Here is a 17,455-nt window from a genome sequence, read left to right as displayed (position 1 = left end):
ACATATATGTTTTAACTTTTTACTTTTAAACGCCAGTTGCTACCCTACCCTTCCGGTTCTCCGTTGGGCGTAGCCCTTCTCGCAGAGTTGGAGTATCGACAACTTGACTGAATCTACTCCGCCCAAGCAATCAACCTTGGCTCATAAGCATTAGAGAGGTATGGGTGTTTCGGTAATACGCGCAAAGATAAGCCTTGCAAACCAGAGGTGGTGTAAATAATATTAGCCGTGTAAACACTTAGTCCTTGTGTATCCTCGCCTTGGTAATCCATAACTACGGGAACAGCGTTGACTATATCACCATTGGCATCAATTGCACCTTGGTATAGTTCCACCTGCACATCGTTGTTAGTCAAAGTGGCCAAATCTACCTTGGCTTTCACTGCCACGGTTTGGTTAACTTCAATATCTGCGGCTGCTGACACGTCAACATCTTTGATTTTGATATTAAACCAATGGTCGCTGAGTTTGGCTTTCCACTCTGCTAATTCTTTCGCTGGGGCGTAGTTATCGGCAGTGAGAGTATGATAGCGATCGCTAGCAGGGAAATAAGCTCGTTGGGCATATTCTCGCACCATCCGGGCTGTGTTAAAGAACGGACAATTCAAGCGAATCGCATCCTTCATTTTCGCTACCCAATGACGGGGTAAACCATCAACATCGCGATGATCGTAAAATAGCGGTACAACTTCCTTCTCTAGCAAATCGTAGAGAGCGTTGGCTTCTACCTCATCTTGATAGTTGGGATCTTCGTAATTTTCTCCATGTCCAATCGCCCAACCAGTGCGGACATAATCAGCCTCATCCCACCAGCCATCAAGAACGCTTAAATTTGGCAATCCGTTCATTGCGGCTTTCATTCCACTGGTTCCAGACGCTTCTCTAGGACGACGTGGGGTATTTAGCCAGATATCGCAACCAGCCACCATCAACCGCGAAATGTGAATGTCGTAATTGGGAACAAACACCACTTGTTTTTCTAAATGTTGTTCGCGGATGAAATGATTAATCTCGCGGATGAGTTCTTTACCGGGAATATCTTTCGGGTGTGCTTTACCAGCGATGACAAATTGGACTTTGCGGTTTTTATTACCGAGTAATATCCGCCGGATGCGTTCTAAATCGCGCATCCAAAGAGTAGCACGCTTGTAGGTAGCAAAACGCCTTGCAAAACCAATGGTTAAAACGTTTGGATCTAAAACTTCTTGAGCTTGAGCAATATCCGAAGCCGAAGCACCGCGATCGCGTAAATGCTTCACTAAATGCTCTCGCACATACAAAATCATATCCAAGCGACAGCGTTCGTGATTGCGCCACAACTCCTCATCGGGGATGGCGTCCATCCTCTCCCACAACTGATTATCTGGTGGTGCTGATGACCAATTTGGCCCCAGGTAACGGTCATACAATTCCTGAGTGGATTTTGCCACACAACTACGGGCATGGACACCATTCGTAATTGCTGCGATCGGTACTTCCTCTACGGGTACTTTCTTCCACAACCCTTGGAACATCTGGCGTGACACCACCCCATGCAGTTGCGCTACACCATTGGAAAATGTTGCCATCTTCAGCGCCAACACTGCCATACTAAAAGGTGCAGATAAATCGCCTGTATTTTCCCGTCCTAGCCCTAAAAATTGTTCTTCAGGCAAGCCAAAGATCCCTGCATAATATTTCAGGTAGTCCAAAATTTTCTGCGGTGGGAACAAATCAATCCCCGCTGGTACAGGTGTATGGGTAGTGAAAATATTACTGGAAGCTACTACTTGTCTGGCATCAGCGTAACTCAACCCTTCTTCCTGAATCAACATCCGGATTCGCTCCAGGGCTGAGAAAGCTGCGTGACCTTCATTCATGTGGTAAGCAGTAACTTTATACCCCAAAGCTTTTAACATCTGCACGCCACCGATACCCAGCATGATTTCCTGGTGGATACGCATGTCAATGTCGCCACCATACAGCTGATCTGTGATGTCATGGTCGTAAGGGTTGTTGGGTTCAATGTTGGTATCCAACAAATACAGTGGTACTGTTCCCACTTGTACCCGCCAAACCCTAGCGTACACTTTACGTCCTGGGTACTCTACGGCAATGCGCAATTCTGAGCCATCAGAATTACGCTCCAGGTGTAAAGGCATATTGTAGAAATCATTGATGGGATAGCGTTCTTGCTGCCAACCATCAGCATTGAGATACTGGGCAAAGTAACCTTGTTGGTAGAGCAAGCCAACACCAACCAAAGGTAATCCCAAGTCACTGGCAGATTTTAGGTGATCTCCCGCGAGAACCCCCAAACCTCCAGAGTAAACTGGCAAACAATCTACTAATCCAAATTCAGCCGAAAAATAAGCGTAGCATTCTTTTGGTTTTTGGCTGCGCTGTTTTTGATACCAGGAACGCTCTTGTAAATAATCTTCTAGCTGACGAGCAGCTCTATCCATTTGCGCTAAGAAGCCTTCATCTTCGACAACTTCCAACAATCGCCCTTGGCTAATAGTACCCAGCATTAACACTGGGTTATGGTGGCTAGACTCCCATAAGTCAGGATCTAGGCGGCGAAATAAATCTTTGCTCTCAACGTTCCAATCCCAGTGCAAGTTATATGCCAGCCGCCGCAGCGGTTCAAGTCGCGGCGGAAGAGAAGGAGAGACGTTAAATGTACGAATTGGCTGCATAGGTTGGCAAAACTCCAAGTTTAGCTAAGGTTATTTTTTACTGTCTTTACCCAATGTTGCCAATTCTTTATACTATGTTTGTAAGAATGCTATGACTTTGTTAAGCATTGAGAATCATTCTTGTCAACGTTGCTAGAGTTTACACCAAGACTATTTCATATCTTAAGCGGTCTTCTGGGATCTGTGCTTGGTATTGTAAAACTTAACTATTGACTGTAATTTTCTACTCAATTACAAATAGCTCTGGATGTATTAAATTTTTTCAGTATTTAGATTTATTTTCGATTTAATTATTAGCTGGATAATAACTGTCAAAAACCTCTCTGGAAGCTATATTCGAGAGATTTTACTCCGCCAGCAAACAATCTGCTATGAGTTCAAAGCAGATTCTCATTTTTAATTATTTTTTAATAATCTTTGTTGCGGAATTTTAGTAGATTGAGTACAAAAATTCTGTGTTTTAGCAGATTGCGATTCATGTAAGTAGCGATCGCCAACTGTGTAGGCAGGACAAATAAAAATTTATTTTAGTTTTCAATTTGTCATTTGTTGAGTGGCAATAGTTATATTCTCTCTTCTACTGCTGTGCAACCCTACTTCCTTGCATTGTCCAGTCGAGTGGAATCTGTTTAACCAAGACGACAAGTTAAAGTAACAATCTATGCACCCAAGTAAGAAGAATCCTTGGTGTTGTTCGGTATAGTCAGAGCCATAGCTGCTACACAAGCTAACTCAGCTGCTACTTGATAAGCAAGTTTGATATTTGAGCCAGCATCTTTAGCTGTGTTGGAGCGAGAGGCTTTTTGAATACGTGGTTCTTGCTTGACATCACCCGCCACCACAGCTCGTTGCAAAATGATGTAGGCATCCAAGTCTTCTGAGTCATAATCACTTTGCAGTAGCAATTTGATCTGATTTTGGGCGGCGACACTCAAATAGCCGGTGTTTAAAGCTTGTTGAACAATTTCTTTCATAAAATGCCTACTTTTTAAACTAACTGTGAGAGTGGAGAGTGATGGATAAATTTGGGCTATGTCTATCGACAAGCCGCTACGCTTCCACTCTCTTCTCCCGTCGAGTAAATTTGCTTGTAAATTTGTGTCTATGTTTTATTCAAAATTTATTATGAGCAAGGTTCAGCACACATCACCCAAATGGGTTATCTAAGCGGGTGATTTACAAATTGTTAGATATCAGCCATGAGAAAATTATCAATTATGAATCGCAATAGTAAAAATTATTTATGCTAAATTGCTACACTTAAATAATTTTATTTATTGGTATAAAAATTTGTTTTTTATATAAAAAGCTATATACATTTGAGTAAACGTTATAAATTAAAAATATTTTTTTAGCCTGCTATTAAAAATAAAATGTGTTATATTTGAAGGCACTTGTTGTTAAAAGCCACTCATGTACTTGCAAGAGTGATTTGTTTTTTATGTAAATCATCTGTGTGCAACATGATTAGAGCAGCATACTCTAGAAATTCGTTGCAAGAAAGCCGTCATAGCAGTCGGGGAAGGGCTTACTTGTTTGCACCGATGGTGAACTTTAATGTGATGGCTGAAGTAGGGGATACTCCACCCTAACATAATTTTACTTGCTCAAAAATACCAAAAATAAATAAACAATAAATACATTTGAATATAAAGGTAAAATTTTTGACCTTTTATCTAGATAGATAAAAATGTATTGTTGTTAACAAAAAGCTTGTTAAATAGGGTAGGTGGCAAAAGTCTAAACTACTCCAATTGCAACTTAATGATGCAGTTTTGATTTAGCAATTCACCGATCTTGGGATTGAACTCAGCTTTGCGAGAAGCAGCAGTACCTTCATTAAAGTTAATTTTGAATACTGCTATGGCGCTTTTTTACGCAGCAAAGCAAGCATTAGATACCAATTAACTTCAAGAATTGCTGAAGAAATCAAATTCACAATCTTGTTCTGAACCTGGCTTTACAGGTGTTTACAAGAATTTGGGTAGCTTATCTGTGCATCAGGTAAGTAAAAAAAGATTGCCATTTTTACAAGCTTTCTCATCTCTGACAACTAAATAACTATTTTTCTCATATTGGATGAGTATTTCTCACATTCAGCAAGCTATTTCAATCATCTTGAGAGATTTTTGTATTAGAGCTTTAACATACATTGCTCGCATTGTTTTCTAAGTAACAGCCACAATCTATTTGAACTCAACTAACCATGAAAAATCAGGATTACTTAGCCAAAATACAACGATTTCAAGAAGTTTTATTGACTACAATCTTAGGTAGTATTCCAACGATCGCTCTTGGCCCTCAATTACGAAATCTGGTATATCGGAGAATTTTTGCTAGTTTAGATAGTCAAGTTTATATCCAAAATGGAGTTGAGTTTATTGGGACTAATTGCATGGAAATCAGCAAAAATGTATTGATTTTCAAAGGTGTGCGGATAGATGCCAAGGGAGAGAATAATAGAATTTACCTAGGAAATAAAGTAGCTATTGAGCGTAATGTTGATATAGGTTGTTTGGATGGTACTTCTATCTATATTGATGATGAGACTTTCATTGGCCCTAACGTATGTATTGCTGGGCCTGGGGATATCAAAATAGGTAAATACTGTATGATTGCATCTCATTCAGGCATATATGCGAATAATCATAACTTTGCCGATCCCATAGAACCAATCCGATACCAAGGAATTACACGCAAAGGAATTGTGATTGAAGATGATTGCTGGCTAGGACATGGGGTAACTGTATTAGATGGCGTCACGATTGGTAAAGGTAGCGTGATTGGTGCAGGCGCAGTTGTGACGAAAAATATTCCTCCCTTCTCAGTCGCTGTAGGTATACCAGCAAAAACGATCAAAAGCCGTATTCACAAAGATTTATTGCTGAACGGTAATCATCACGAACTGCATAGACTAACAACTTATGAAGAAGGAAATAGGAGTTAGTAAATCATCAAGCATTTAAATTAGGCATTTTTCGCTGAGGTGTTCAATTAGGGGCGGGTTCATCAAAATTCTCGTTAATACTTAACTAGTATGCTCCTCTTGAAGAGATGACAGCCCCTGCTCTAAGTGAGAAAATCGCTTGGTAAGCCTGAAACCTCGCAATGCAACAGATTTCTACGCTTTGTTGACACCAATAAATACTGAGGCGAAGTCAACTGTTTGCGATTATGATGGACGGCGGACTATAAAAAATAGCGATTTCTGATAACTAGCTACTCTGTATCTACACCTGGAAACCTATGGCGCTAGTAAACGTCATCAGAGTAACCAGTCCACAACTTCTTAGTAAGGGATATCTAAAAAACAGACAAACCCTCTACCAGACCCAATGATGTGCTGGAGAAATAGTTCTCCAACGCACCATAGTCTTCCAAAAAAGGGACGAGATTTGGGTAATATAAAGGAGCTATCTTTTCTGCATAGCAGATACCGAGAGAGAGATTTTCTGTTTCTCATACCTTTTGGAGATATCTCTGATGCTTACTTTAAAAATCGCTGTTTATATTGTTGTTGCCTTCTTTGTGACTATCTTCGTCTTTGGATTTTTGTCGAACGATCCAGCTCGTAACCCCGGTCGTCGGGATTTAGAGTAAAAGCGCGATTGATAATCCGCGTAGTAATGCCGGAAGGCCGAAGACACTAGAAGCTATGGACACTGGCTTAAGTGGGAAGCTACCCTCCAAAAGTTTGCTAAAGGGAGGGTAATCCCAAATTTGACCCAGAAGGAAACCCTGCTGGTGGATCTTTTGGCGGCTTAGTGTTCTTGTCCGGCAAGCTTGCTGCAAATAGGCAGAAAGCAAAGTCGGAAGGCAAAAAGTGTAGTTCATCCTTCCGGCTACTTATTGGCTATTTGTTAGCTTGATTGTGCTGAAATATGCTTCATCCAGTTCTGCCACCTGCACCACCTCCGATCGCGGAAGCGTTACAACCTGCTAAGACTACCTCATCTGCTAGCGATCCCAAGTTTAATTTATTAATAGCAGCAGATACTGGGACGCAAGAAAATCAAGAGACATCCCAGCAACAACAAGCAAAGCCACAGCCTTTAACTGTAGGGAAGCAAAAGTCTCTATCAGAGAGGCTAAAACTGAGTCGAAATAACTTAGGATTTTCCTCAACCCTAGTTAAAGTTAATCCGCCGGAAATTGCTCCACCGGAATTTTCTTCTGCGATCGCTCCGAGGAGTGCAGCATTGTTGGGGCAGCCATTAGCAATTGCTTATCCGACAAACAATGGCAGCAGTAGCTTAGATGCGCCAGCCAGCGTGGTATTACCCGCTTCAGCCCCAAATGCTACCAGCAATCAGAACTTGTTCCCAAATGCACAATTTACCCAAGTAGAACAGCCAAGTAATACTCAACCAGCCCAACCAGCCAGAAGTAGCAATCTTTCACTATCTTTTTCGGAATCTGTTGCAGAAAATACTGGGCCACTTCAACCAGTACAAAATACTATTGAATTCAAGTCTCGCAGTCCAACTAACGGATCGCCAACACCCTCAACAATAGAATTTCAGTCGCCGCAGCAACCAACAGCAGCACCTCAGGGAAATACTACAAATCAGCCACAAAATCAACAACCTGTGGCAAATCCCCCAGCTAGCACAATTCCTGCTAGACAAAGAACGGTGGAAGTGATTTCCGATCGCCAAGTTTTTGATGACCAACGCCGGATTGTTACCGCCGAAGGAAATGTAGTAGTACGATTTGATGGGGCGGTAGTGGATGCCGATCGCCTGCAAATAAATTTAGATAACTTGATCGCTGTCGGAGAAGGCAACGTGGCATTAACACGGGGCGATCAGGTATTGCGAGGACAGCGTTTTACTTATAACTTTATTCAAGATAGTGGCGAACTAGAAAAGGGTAGGGGAGAAATTTACATTCCTACAGCAGAAAGAGATGTAGCTTTCTTACCCACAGATGTGAGCGCCGGAGGAGTACCACAGCGTCCTGTTAGCGATCGCATTCGCTCCAATCAACCGCTTTCTGGTGTCAACAGCTCTGGGGGAATTGATGTGACAGTCGGCGGGAGGGCAGATGCAAGAAACATTCCCCAACCAAAATCGGGAGGCTTAGTCAAACGCCTGCGCTTTGAAGCCGAACGCATTGAATTTTATCCCCGTGGTTGGCAAGCTCAAGATGTCAGCATTACAAACGACCCCTTTTCACCTCCAGAATTAGTTTTGCGGGCAGGTAAGGTGACTCTGACACGCGAATCACCTTTAGTAGATAGAGTTAGGGCGCAGCAAGGGCGGTTAGTTTTTGACCAAAAGTTCGCTGTCGGGATTCCACGAGAACAACAGAAAATTGACCGCCGGGAACGCGAGGTGACTCCAGCGATCGCTACCCCTGGTTTTGATTCCGATCGGCGGGGTGGTTTATATATTGAACGTGGCTTTGAACCTGTGACTACAGATCGGGCACGTTGGACAATCACGCCACAGTTTTTTGTCCAAAAAGCTGTAGAAGAAGGTACTGGCGATTTAGCTGGGCTGTTTGGACTCAGAAGCCGACTCAATGTAACTTTGAATCCCAAGGCAGTAATTGAAGGTAGAGGCGATTTAACCAGTCTCAACTTAGGCGACATTGAAAACAACCTCAAAGCTAGCGTGCGATTGCGCCAGACCTTAGGCGATCGCAATCCCCATTTATTAAATTTAGAATACAGCTACCGCGATCGCCTTTATAACGGTACTCTTGGCTTTCAAACCGTCCAAAGTAGTCTGGGTGGAGTACTCATCTCACCGGTGATTCCCCTAGGGAACAGCGGCATTAACCTCAGCTATCAAGCAGGTGCGCAGTATATTAATGCCAACACCGATCGCCCCGACCTCCTAGAACCTAATCGAGAAAACGATCGCATCTCCCTAGGTCGCCTACAAAGTAGTGCTGCTCTCAGTGGTGGGTTGTTATTATGGCAAGGGCAACCCTTACCACCCACCGCTACTGGGGGATTACGATACACACCCAACCCAGTAGTTCCTTACTTGCGAGCGATCGCTGGTGTGACGGGTACAACTAGTTATTACACCAATGGCGACAACCAAAGTACCCTAATTGGCACAATTGGTTTAGAAGGGCAGATTGGTCATTTCTCGCGACCTTATTTAGACTATACCGCCTTTAATGTTACCTATTCCCAAGGTTTCACTAGCGGATTATCGCCTTTTTTGTTCGATCGCGCAGTTGATAATAAAGTGCTGAGTGCTGGAATTACACAGCAAATCTATGGCCCGTTTCGCTTAGGATTTCAGACAACCGTTAACTTAGATACAGGTAGAGAAAGTAGCACCGACTATATTGTGGAATATAGCCGTCGTACCTATGGCGTCACCTTACGTTACAATCCCGTACTGGAATTAGGCGGCATTAGCTTCCGCATTAGCGACTTTAATTGGAGTGGTGGCACCGATCCTTTCTCAGGAGATGAAGTTAAGCCAGTGGTTGGTGGTGTGCGCCAGGAGCGCTAATTAGGAAATGGGGCAGGGGGCAGGGAGCAGGGGGAGATGAAGGAGTGTGGGGAGTGTGGGGAGTGTGGGGGGACAAAGAGGACAAGGAAGCAGGGGAAGGGAAAGATGAGGAATAAGTAATCAATGACAAATTACAAAGGTTATTTTCATTCATCAGTTTCAGGAGAAGAAAATTCTGTATTTAAAGGCAAAATTATTGTAAAGATTGTACCCACGCCTACTTCACTGGTAACGCTGATTTCACCATTGTGAGCTTCGACGCATCTTTTGACAATGACTAAACCTAGCCCGTTACCCTGAATTAATTTCACATTTGAAGCTCGATAGAATGATTCAAAAAGCCGACTTTGGTCTGCTGCGGGAATACCAATTCCTGAATCTTGAACTCGAAAAGTTACTTTACCTTCAACAGAATTGCATCTCAGGTCAAGGCTAATTGTTCCTCCTTCAGGAGAATACTTGACTGCGTTTGAAAGTAGATTTCCTAACATGTAATGTAAGAGGCGTTCATCCATCCAAGCTTCTGTAAATTCATTGTTAGAGGTAAATACAAATTCATGCAAGCCATTTTCAACTAGCGAAAATTCTTCAATTAAATCTCGACAAAATACGTCCAAGTTTATAGGCGTTGGATTAAATGCCAGTTTTCCCGCTTCAGAGCGACCCATAAATAAGACATCTTCCATGAGGTTTTTCATGGTTTGCACAGCACTTTGAATTCGCTTGACATAGGTTTTTCGCTTGGCGTCTGATAAATTATTTCCCTGAAGTTCAATTAGCTCAATTGCAGTTTGAATCACAGTTAGGGGATTGCGAAATTCATGAGAAACAGTAGAGATAAATAGAGACTTGAGACGGTTAACTTCTTGCTCTTTTTCTAAGGCTTGCTTGAGCAATTCTGTTTGACGCCTTTCACTCATATCCCAAAAAACAACTACAACACCACTTACTCGATCTGGTCGTCGCATTAAGGGAGAAGCACTATCGCCAATTGGTACTCTTCTACCATCTTTAGCAATTAGAGAGATGTAATCTCCTAAATAAACAACATTCTGCTCTCGCAGCACTTTTGTTACAGGATTTTCAATCCTCGCATCTGTAACTTCATCAACAAGATTAAAAATTTTTGACACCTCAGTGCCTAAAGCATCTTCTTTGTCCCAGCCTGTCAAAGCTTCCGATGCTGGATTCATAAATGTGACAATTCCTCGCTCGTCTGTAGCAATCACAGCATCGCTCATCGAGTTTAAAAGAGTGGCTAACTGATCGCGGTTCTCTCGTAGCTCGCATTCAAGCCGATATTTCAACATAGCTATTTCTATAGCTATTTGTAAATCTTTGATAGTAAAGGGTTTAACAATATATCCAAAAGGTTGAGTCAGTTTTGCCCGTTCTAAAGTATTAACGTCACCGTAAGCTGTGAGAAAAATTACGGGAATTTCTAATTGCTCGCGAATATAACTAGCAGCAGCAATACCATCCATATCTCCTTTCAATATAATATCCATTAAAACTATCTCTGGTTTTGTTTCCAATGCCTTGGCAATGGCAACTTTCCCGGAAGAAGCTGTACCGGTCACGATATAACCTAATTGATTGAGTTGGCTAGCAATAGTCCTGGCCACTATCACTTCATCTTCTACGACTAAAACCCTCACCTGAACCATTGAATTTTACTGCTATAAAGTTAATTGCGGAAAGATAATTTTAAATACTGTTTCGCGATCGGTTTCTAAAGATATACTTCCTTCTAGTTGTTCTGTAACCAAGTCATAAACTAAAGAAAGGCCTAATGAATTAGTATCTTGCCAATTAACATCATGTTGAAACCCAATACCATTATCACTAATAATCATTTCAATACTATCATTGAGATGTCGTAATCTAATAATAATATTGCCACCTTGCTTGTTAGGAAAAGCATGTTTGAGAGCATTTGAGATTAATTCATTGATAATTAAGCCACAGGCAATAGCTTGGTCAACATTCAAACTGATAGTGTCTATATCAGTTTCTAAACTAATTTCACCAGACGATACCTGATAGGACATTAATAAACTTGTAGCTAAATTTTGGATATAATCAGCAACATCAAGTTGTCCAATATTGGGAGCAGTGTATAAGTTTCTATGAATTAGTGAGATTGAATCGATCCGATTTTGGCTATCTCTTAAAACTCGGATAACTTCAGGATCGCTGAGGGTTTGAGACTGAAGTTGCAATAAACTAGAGACAATTTGCAAGTTGTTTTTAACTCGATGATGAATCTCCTTTAACAAGACTTCTTTTTCTGCTAATGCACTTCTTAATTCCACCTCTGCTTTTTGCCTTTGCGCAATTTCAATTTGAGCTTGTTGAAGAATGCTAGATTGTTGAATAGCGATCGCTATTGACACCGATAGTTGGTCGAGTAAATCTAGTTGATGTTCTTCCCACTCTCTAGTATGAGAACATTGGTGTGCAACTAGTAAACCCCACAGTCCAGAACTAGGATTTTCTTCACTGACTTGTAAAAGAATGGGTACTACTAAATTTGCTTTGACTTCAAACTGTTCTAACAGGTTAATGTGACATTGAGTGAGTCCAGCTTCGTAAATGTTAGCGATCGCTCTTTTATGACCTCGATAATAATCTTCACCTCCATTTGTTTTAAAACAGGTATCTACTAACTGTGCATTTATCGAAGCTGTCCAGCCATTAACTACGGATTCCGCCACAACTGTAGCGCTCATATCACAAGCAAATCGCAAAACTATCACGCGATCGACTTGAAGTAAATCTCGAACTTCTCTCACCGTAGCATCGAGAATATCCTGGAGATTTAAAGATTGACAAATTCGTCCAGTAACGGTTCGCATCAATTGCTCTCGTTTAACTTGAGTTTTTAGAGCACGTTCAGTTTGCTTGCGTTCTGTAATATTTTGCCCAATACCGATAATTTGACCATCATCCAGATAAACATTAGTCCAAGAAGTATCAATTACATTACCTTCTTTAGTCTGAGTTCTAAAGTCACCCCAAACTTTTTGCGCTGACTGAATAAAATTAATTACATATTCATAATCTTCTGGGTTAGGGTATAAAGCTTCCAGAACATCAAGATTTTGAAAATCTTGAAAATTCCAACCTAAAATCCGTTCCCATTCTTTGTTTATCCACTGATGTTTACCGTTAACATCAATGAGTGCAATCATCAATGGAAGATTCTCAAAAATATTCCGGAGCTTTTTATTTTGTTCTTGGAGGTTTGTTTCTACATTTTTGCGATCTGTGATGTCATAAAAAGCTTTTAAAATAGCAGCTTCACCATTAAAATTTAACTTCTGAACTGAAGCTATTGCCCAGAAGGAAGAACCATTTGCTCTTTTGAATTGGACTTCGCAGTTATGAACATAGCCTTGTTTGGCTAGAGTTTGCAATATTAATTGTCGCTCGTCTGGGTTATAATAAAATTCTGAAGATTTTCGAGAATTAATTAAATCTTCAGGAACTAGAAGAAACGTTTCTAGAAATTTTTGATTAGCATATAATATTAAGCTATCAGACAAACGGGAAATTACTAAGGGAATCGGAATTGCTTCAGAAATAGCACTTAATCTAGCTTCACTATCATGAAGTGTTTGTTCTTGGCGTTTGCGATTGGTAATATCTCTAATAACTCCTAAGCGAGCGTTGTGTCCAGCATATTCTATGGAGTGAGCGAAAACTTCAACATCAATAATTTGTCCATCTTTGCGGCGATGTTGCCATTCTTTAGAGCAGTTTGTATAAGTTTTGTTTTGGGCAAAATGCTGTTTTATCACAGGTATATGTTCTGGAAGCAGAATGTCCGTGAGGTGCATTTGCAAAAACTCTTCTTGAGAGTAACCATAATTAATTACAGCAGCATTATTAATCGCCAAAAATCTCATTGTAGGGCAATCAATCACCAACATAGGATGAGGATGATTCAGAAAAAGCAGATTAAAATTCTTTTGGCTTTCATTAATAATTTTTTCTCGCTTGAAATCTAAATATTTGATGATTTGTCTTCCTAATTTTTGTAAGATTGTCTGTTCCTTATCGCTGAAATTACGAGGAGCAGAATCAAATACGCAAAGACTACCTATAGTAAAGCCGCTTGCAGTAATTAGGGGAACTCCTGCATAGGAACGACAATAAGGTTCTGAAATGACCAGAGGATTTGCAGCAAATCGTTCATCCTGCAAGATATCTGGAACGATCAATATTTCACTTTCAAGAATTGTGTAAGTACCAAAGGAAATGCTACGAGGAATTTCCGATTGATTAATTCCGACTTTGGATTTAAACCATTCTCGTTCAGCATCGACTAGACTAATCACTGCAATTGAGACATCACAGACATCAGCAGCTAATTGAGCAAGTTCATCAAAAATTTCTTCTGATGGTGTATCTAAAATTTGATATTGATGGAGTAATTCCAGTCGTTGCCTTTCATTTTTGGGTAATAGTATCACTGCTGGGAAAAAATTTATTTAAAAGACTTAAAGGATTTACGTAAATAGATAATCTGAGTTATTTTGTGTTAATTTCGCTATGTTATCTCTAATGAATTAAAGCTTATCCGCGAATTAACAGTTATTTATAATATTAGGTTAAGAAAAATAATACTCCGCCATCAAGAGTTTTAATCAAATGCATTTACCATTTGCAACATGAGTGATTGCCTACTGTTTTTGTAAGATAATTAATTTAAACAGCGGCTGCAACGAAATTGCGATCGCTCAACAAACCTTTCTTCTGAAGCTATAGTCAGGTGCTTGGCGTCCTTCAAGCCTTGGCAGTAACTTTGCTTGTATTTTAACGTAATTGAGATCGAGAGATTTGGAGCCAGGTTATTTGAATATATTGAACTTATATTAAGCTGATACGTGCCTAAATCAAAATTCTGGCTAAGACCTGTCCGGGGTCAAGAGTGTAAAGTCCAAGTTAGTCTTTGACCTTGAACTCTTGACAACCTGAGGACGAAATCTACAATCTAAATGCCTACATAGCTTATCTTGGTCGTCCCAATGTCGTGATGTAGAGAACTGCCTCATCTGTAGGAATACCCAAAACTTCATTTACTTGGTCGTCAAAAAAACCACCGATACCGCTGACGCCGACATTGAGTTGAGTTGCTGCTAAATTCAATCTTTGTCCCAAATGTCCAGCATCCATATGTAAATAGCGGTAAACGCGATCGCCATATTGAGCGATCGCAGATTTCAGATCTGCCGTATGAAATAGCACTGCGGCTGCATCTCGCCCTAAATCTTGCCCCAAGCAGAGGAAGTGTAACTCTCGCCGGAAGTTTTTAAAGCGAATTTGTCGCAATTCTTGTGCTTTAGGTGCGTAATAGTAACAGCCTGCTTCCAATCCTTTGACCCCGCAAACGGCAATAAATGTTTCGATCAAATTTAGGTCAAAGTAGTCTGGAGAACGATCTAAATTTTGGTAGATGTAATTTTGGGGTTGGTAAGTGAAATCAAGTAAAGCTTTGAGTTCGTCAAAGGTCAAATCTTCACCACTATAAGCACGGGTAGAACGCCGCTTGTGCATGGTGTTTTCCAGTTCTACCAGATTTTCTCCCCAGTTAATTGGTGTGGTAGCTGTGGAAATTTTCAGACAGAAAGGAAAGTTGTATTTATCTTCTAAGGATCTGTCTTGTTTGACCGCTGGTAAATTGAGTTTGCCAGTTGTCCCAGATTGAATCTGTGTATGGCGATGAAAATATTTCAGCAGTTCGCCATCGGGGATGATAGGGTAATCAGTTTCGGTAGCAGAGGGTAAAGCAGTTCTTCCCAATGGTAAATTTTGCTTGATATCCAACAAATCTGCCAGAGGCAAAACTGCGATCGCGCCTTCTTGTTGCGGTTCGATGTAAAGTAAATCGTTGACAGCTTCATCAATAAAGCCACCGATCAAGTGGGGGCGATAGTCATGAATCGCCGCAGCTAACTCGATATTGCCCAACAGGTGTCCTGTATCTAAAAAAATGCGACGGTAAGCTCGATCTTCATATCGCCAAGCAGAACGATAAAATACCGCAGTAATCACAATTGCCAGTTGAGTACTTTCCAAAGAAGGATGCCAAAAACAAGCCGCTTGTAAAGCTTGCCAAACGTCGCTTTCCCAATAGTGCATCAGCGAATGACTGCGACATTGGTAGTTATATAGCCCAGGTGGTAACAACTGCGTCCCTCTAGAAACCACATACACCTCAGCTGGGTACAACCCACCAGCACTAGGAGCAGCTCGTAAATACACCGCACTGCCCATAGACGGCATTTTTGCCGTTAGCCCATAACTACGAAACAATAGCCGTGAAAGTCTTTGCCACCATTTTGCATCTGCACTGTCGGTAGTAGCCTCAGAATTTTCTTGCAGGTAGGGTATAAGGTCGAAAGAAGAACCAATTCTGTACTCTTTGAAGGGTACTGGTTGTTTCGCCCAATCTAACCTCTGAGTTTTTGAGGCTAGCGTCTCAGGGTCGTATTTAGTGCGTTCGTGGTAGTGTTGGGCAATTGATTGGTGTATTTCTGGCATAGTACTTTCAATAGCATTGCGCGTCCTATTTTGATCTTGGCATTCCTGCGTCTAATTATTTCGTGTTAATTGGTACAATCTTAATAATTAGGATTTCATATTAAGTAACGGCTATTGGGCATTGGGTATTTGTCAATCTTGTCCCTTTTTCATCCATCATAATTTTCTGCTGGTGGTGTTGGTCTTACAGGCTGGGAATTGCGTCGCCAACGGTTTAAACCATAAATAGCAGCCGCCAAAATCAAAACATAAGGACTGTAAACCATCAACCAAATAGCCAACTTGAGTAACCCAACAGTAAACTCTCCAACAGAGTGACTAGAATTATTCCAAGTTTCTTGAATTTGTGAACCTAAGCTCCTTTGTGGACTGTTACTAGAAACTGCTGCTTCAAGGTTCAGAGTAATTGTAGAGTATGCAACTTGATTTTTTAAGTTTTTGAGTTGCGCATTTATTTGCTCAATTGATTGACGCACATTACTAAGTTCTTGAGCCACACTTAATACATCTCTGACAGAACCAGAGCGATCCATAATTTTTTGTAAATTAGCTTCTGTTCTTTGCAGATTGGTTAATCGAGCTTGAAAATCTACCAGTTGATTGCTGACATCTTCCGCCGTGATATTGCGATTTTCTACCGTACCTAATTTAGCTAGTTCATCAAGAGTTGATTCTAATTGGTTCTGTGGTACTCGCAGCGTTATCGATGCAGTATGACGGGCGTAGTCTTTTGTGGGTTGACGTTCGTTTAACCCAATCAAATCGCCTTGTTTGTTATTGATAATTTTAGAGACTGCATCAATACTCCGGTCTACAGAGTTAACAATGACAGTCATAGCAGCTTTTTTAATCAATTGTGGACGGGATTGAGGTACTTCAGCTTTTTGCGCAACTTTTCCAGCAGTATCAGCGGGTACAGCTTGATTGAAGGCGCGTTCTCCTCCACTTTGTGTTAATGCTTGTTTTGACATTTGCGGTGCAGAAGCACAACTGGTAAAAATCGCACTTCCCAGCAACGCACTCACAAATACACCAGATTTACTAGGTAATTTAATCGAGACTGGCATAATTTAAGCCTCAGGATAGATGAAGTTAATTTCAGTATCGCTGAGGGCAAAACTGAAAGTTAGCATTGTTGCGATTTATGTAACAGAAATGTTAGCTAAGTTAGTTTTACTCCCAGACAACAACCTGTGATTTAACTCACAATTACCTGTTATTTACTTAGATAAAATCAAGACCAAAGCATAAAAAAATACTAGAAAAATGCAATTAATACAGCTATTGTTAGTGCTAGCTACGGTAATTGGTGTAGCAGATAGCAATACAATTCGTGTTCAAGATGATGCTGGCAGAACAAATACAGTCAAATTAGTGTGTATTAATACACCTAAAGAAACTAAACAGCAGTATGTTTCAGCCGCCGCTAAAAAACTTAAACAACTGCTACCATCTGGTAGTCCAGTTGTTATCAGAAGCGTAGATAGAGATCCAACTGGGCGGATACTAGGTGAAGTATATATAGATAATCGCTCAGTCAATCTGCGTTTGGTTGAAGAGGGTAATGCTGTTGTCGATCGCGATTCTTTAGATTATTGCCAGGAAAGCAAAACTCAATTTTTAATCGCAGAAGCCAATGCGAAAAATAAGCGCTTAGGATTGTGGCAGCAGTTTAATCCTATAAAGACAAAGAGTAGGAATTGAATGTCCCAGATTGTCGACTTCTCGAAGAAGTCGGGAATCTTATTT

Annotated in this window: 11 protein-coding genes; 5 read left to right on the top strand and 6 right to left on the bottom strand. The window is 40.8% G+C overall.

Features of this window, described 5'->3' with window-relative positions:
- Positions 1-113: 113 nt before the first annotated feature.
- Together glgP and AACU33_RS28720 are read right to left on the bottom strand one after the other, a co-directional pair.
- Positions 114-2,678, bottom strand: coding sequence for an alpha-glucan family phosphorylase (gene glgP / locus AACU33_RS28725; protein ID WP_096593299.1), 2,565 nt, complete (start codon positions 2,676-2,678; stop codon positions 114-116).
- 659 nt (positions 2,679-3,337) lie between these two features.
- Positions 3,338-3,652, bottom strand: coding sequence for a hypothetical protein (locus AACU33_RS28720; protein ID WP_096593296.1), 315 nt, complete (start codon positions 3,650-3,652; stop codon positions 3,338-3,340).
- Positions 3,653-4,141: 489 nt separating this feature from the next.
- Between AACU33_RS28720 and AACU33_RS28715 the strand changes: the two genes are divergently transcribed.
- From AACU33_RS28715 to AACU33_RS28700, 4 genes are all read left to right on the top strand, one after another.
- Positions 4,142-4,270, top strand: a complete 129-nt coding sequence (locus AACU33_RS28715) for a hypothetical protein (RefSeq protein WP_339376348.1) — start codon at positions 4,142-4,144, stop codon at positions 4,268-4,270.
- A 614-nt stretch (positions 4,271-4,884) separates the two neighbouring features.
- Positions 4,885-5,625, top strand: coding sequence for an acyltransferase (locus AACU33_RS28710; RefSeq protein WP_096593294.1), 741 nt, complete (start codon positions 4,885-4,887; stop codon positions 5,623-5,625).
- A 536-nt stretch (positions 5,626-6,161) separates the two neighbouring features.
- Entirely contained in the window at positions 6,162-6,278 is a 117-nt protein-coding gene (locus AACU33_RS28705; RefSeq protein ID WP_015114068.1) for a photosystem II reaction center protein I, read from the top strand.
- 281 nt (positions 6,279-6,559) lie between these two features.
- Positions 6,560-9,157, top strand: coding sequence for a DUF3769 domain-containing protein (locus AACU33_RS28700; RefSeq protein ID WP_096593291.1), 2,598 nt, complete (start codon positions 6,560-6,562; stop codon positions 9,155-9,157).
- 146 nt (positions 9,158-9,303) lie between these two features.
- Here the strand turns inward: AACU33_RS28700 and AACU33_RS28695 are convergent, their stop codons facing one another.
- The 4 genes from AACU33_RS28695 to AACU33_RS28680 form a co-directional block, all read right to left on the bottom strand.
- Positions 9,304-10,824 (bottom strand): hybrid sensor histidine kinase/response regulator, encoded by a 1,521-nt coding sequence (locus AACU33_RS28695; RefSeq protein ID WP_096593289.1) that lies wholly within the window; start codon positions 10,822-10,824, stop codon positions 9,304-9,306.
- Between the two features lie 12 nt (positions 10,825-10,836).
- Positions 10,837-13,632 carry a PAS domain S-box protein gene (locus tag AACU33_RS28690; protein WP_096595425.1) on the bottom strand — a complete coding sequence of 932 codons (2,796 nt, stop codon included), beginning with the start codon at positions 13,630-13,632 and terminating at the stop codon, positions 10,837-10,839.
- 541 nt (positions 13,633-14,173) lie between these two features.
- Positions 14,174-15,706: a SagB/ThcOx family dehydrogenase gene (locus AACU33_RS28685; RefSeq protein WP_096593287.1), complete on the bottom strand. Its 1,533-nt coding sequence runs from the start codon at positions 15,704-15,706 to the stop codon at positions 14,174-14,176.
- Positions 15,707-15,855: 149 nt separating this feature from the next.
- Positions 15,856-16,773: a DUF4349 domain-containing protein gene (locus AACU33_RS28680; RefSeq protein WP_096593285.1), complete on the bottom strand. Its 918-nt coding sequence runs from the start codon at positions 16,771-16,773 to the stop codon at positions 15,856-15,858.
- Between the two features lie 199 nt (positions 16,774-16,972).
- Between AACU33_RS28680 and AACU33_RS28675 the strand changes: the two genes are divergently transcribed.
- Complete coding sequence (locus AACU33_RS28675) at positions 16,973-17,410, top strand: thermonuclease family protein (protein ID WP_096593283.1); 438 nt, start codon at positions 16,973-16,975, stop codon at positions 17,408-17,410.
- Positions 17,411-17,455 lie beyond the last annotated feature (45 nt).

The sequence above is a fragment of the Calothrix sp. NIES-2098 genome, from assembly GCF_963875125.1.
Classification (GTDB): Bacteria; Cyanobacteriota; Cyanobacteriia; order Cyanobacteriales; family Nostocaceae; genus Aulosira.
The sequence above is the reverse complement of the archived record's forward strand: the minus strand, read 5'-3'. Positions and strand labels throughout refer to the sequence as shown.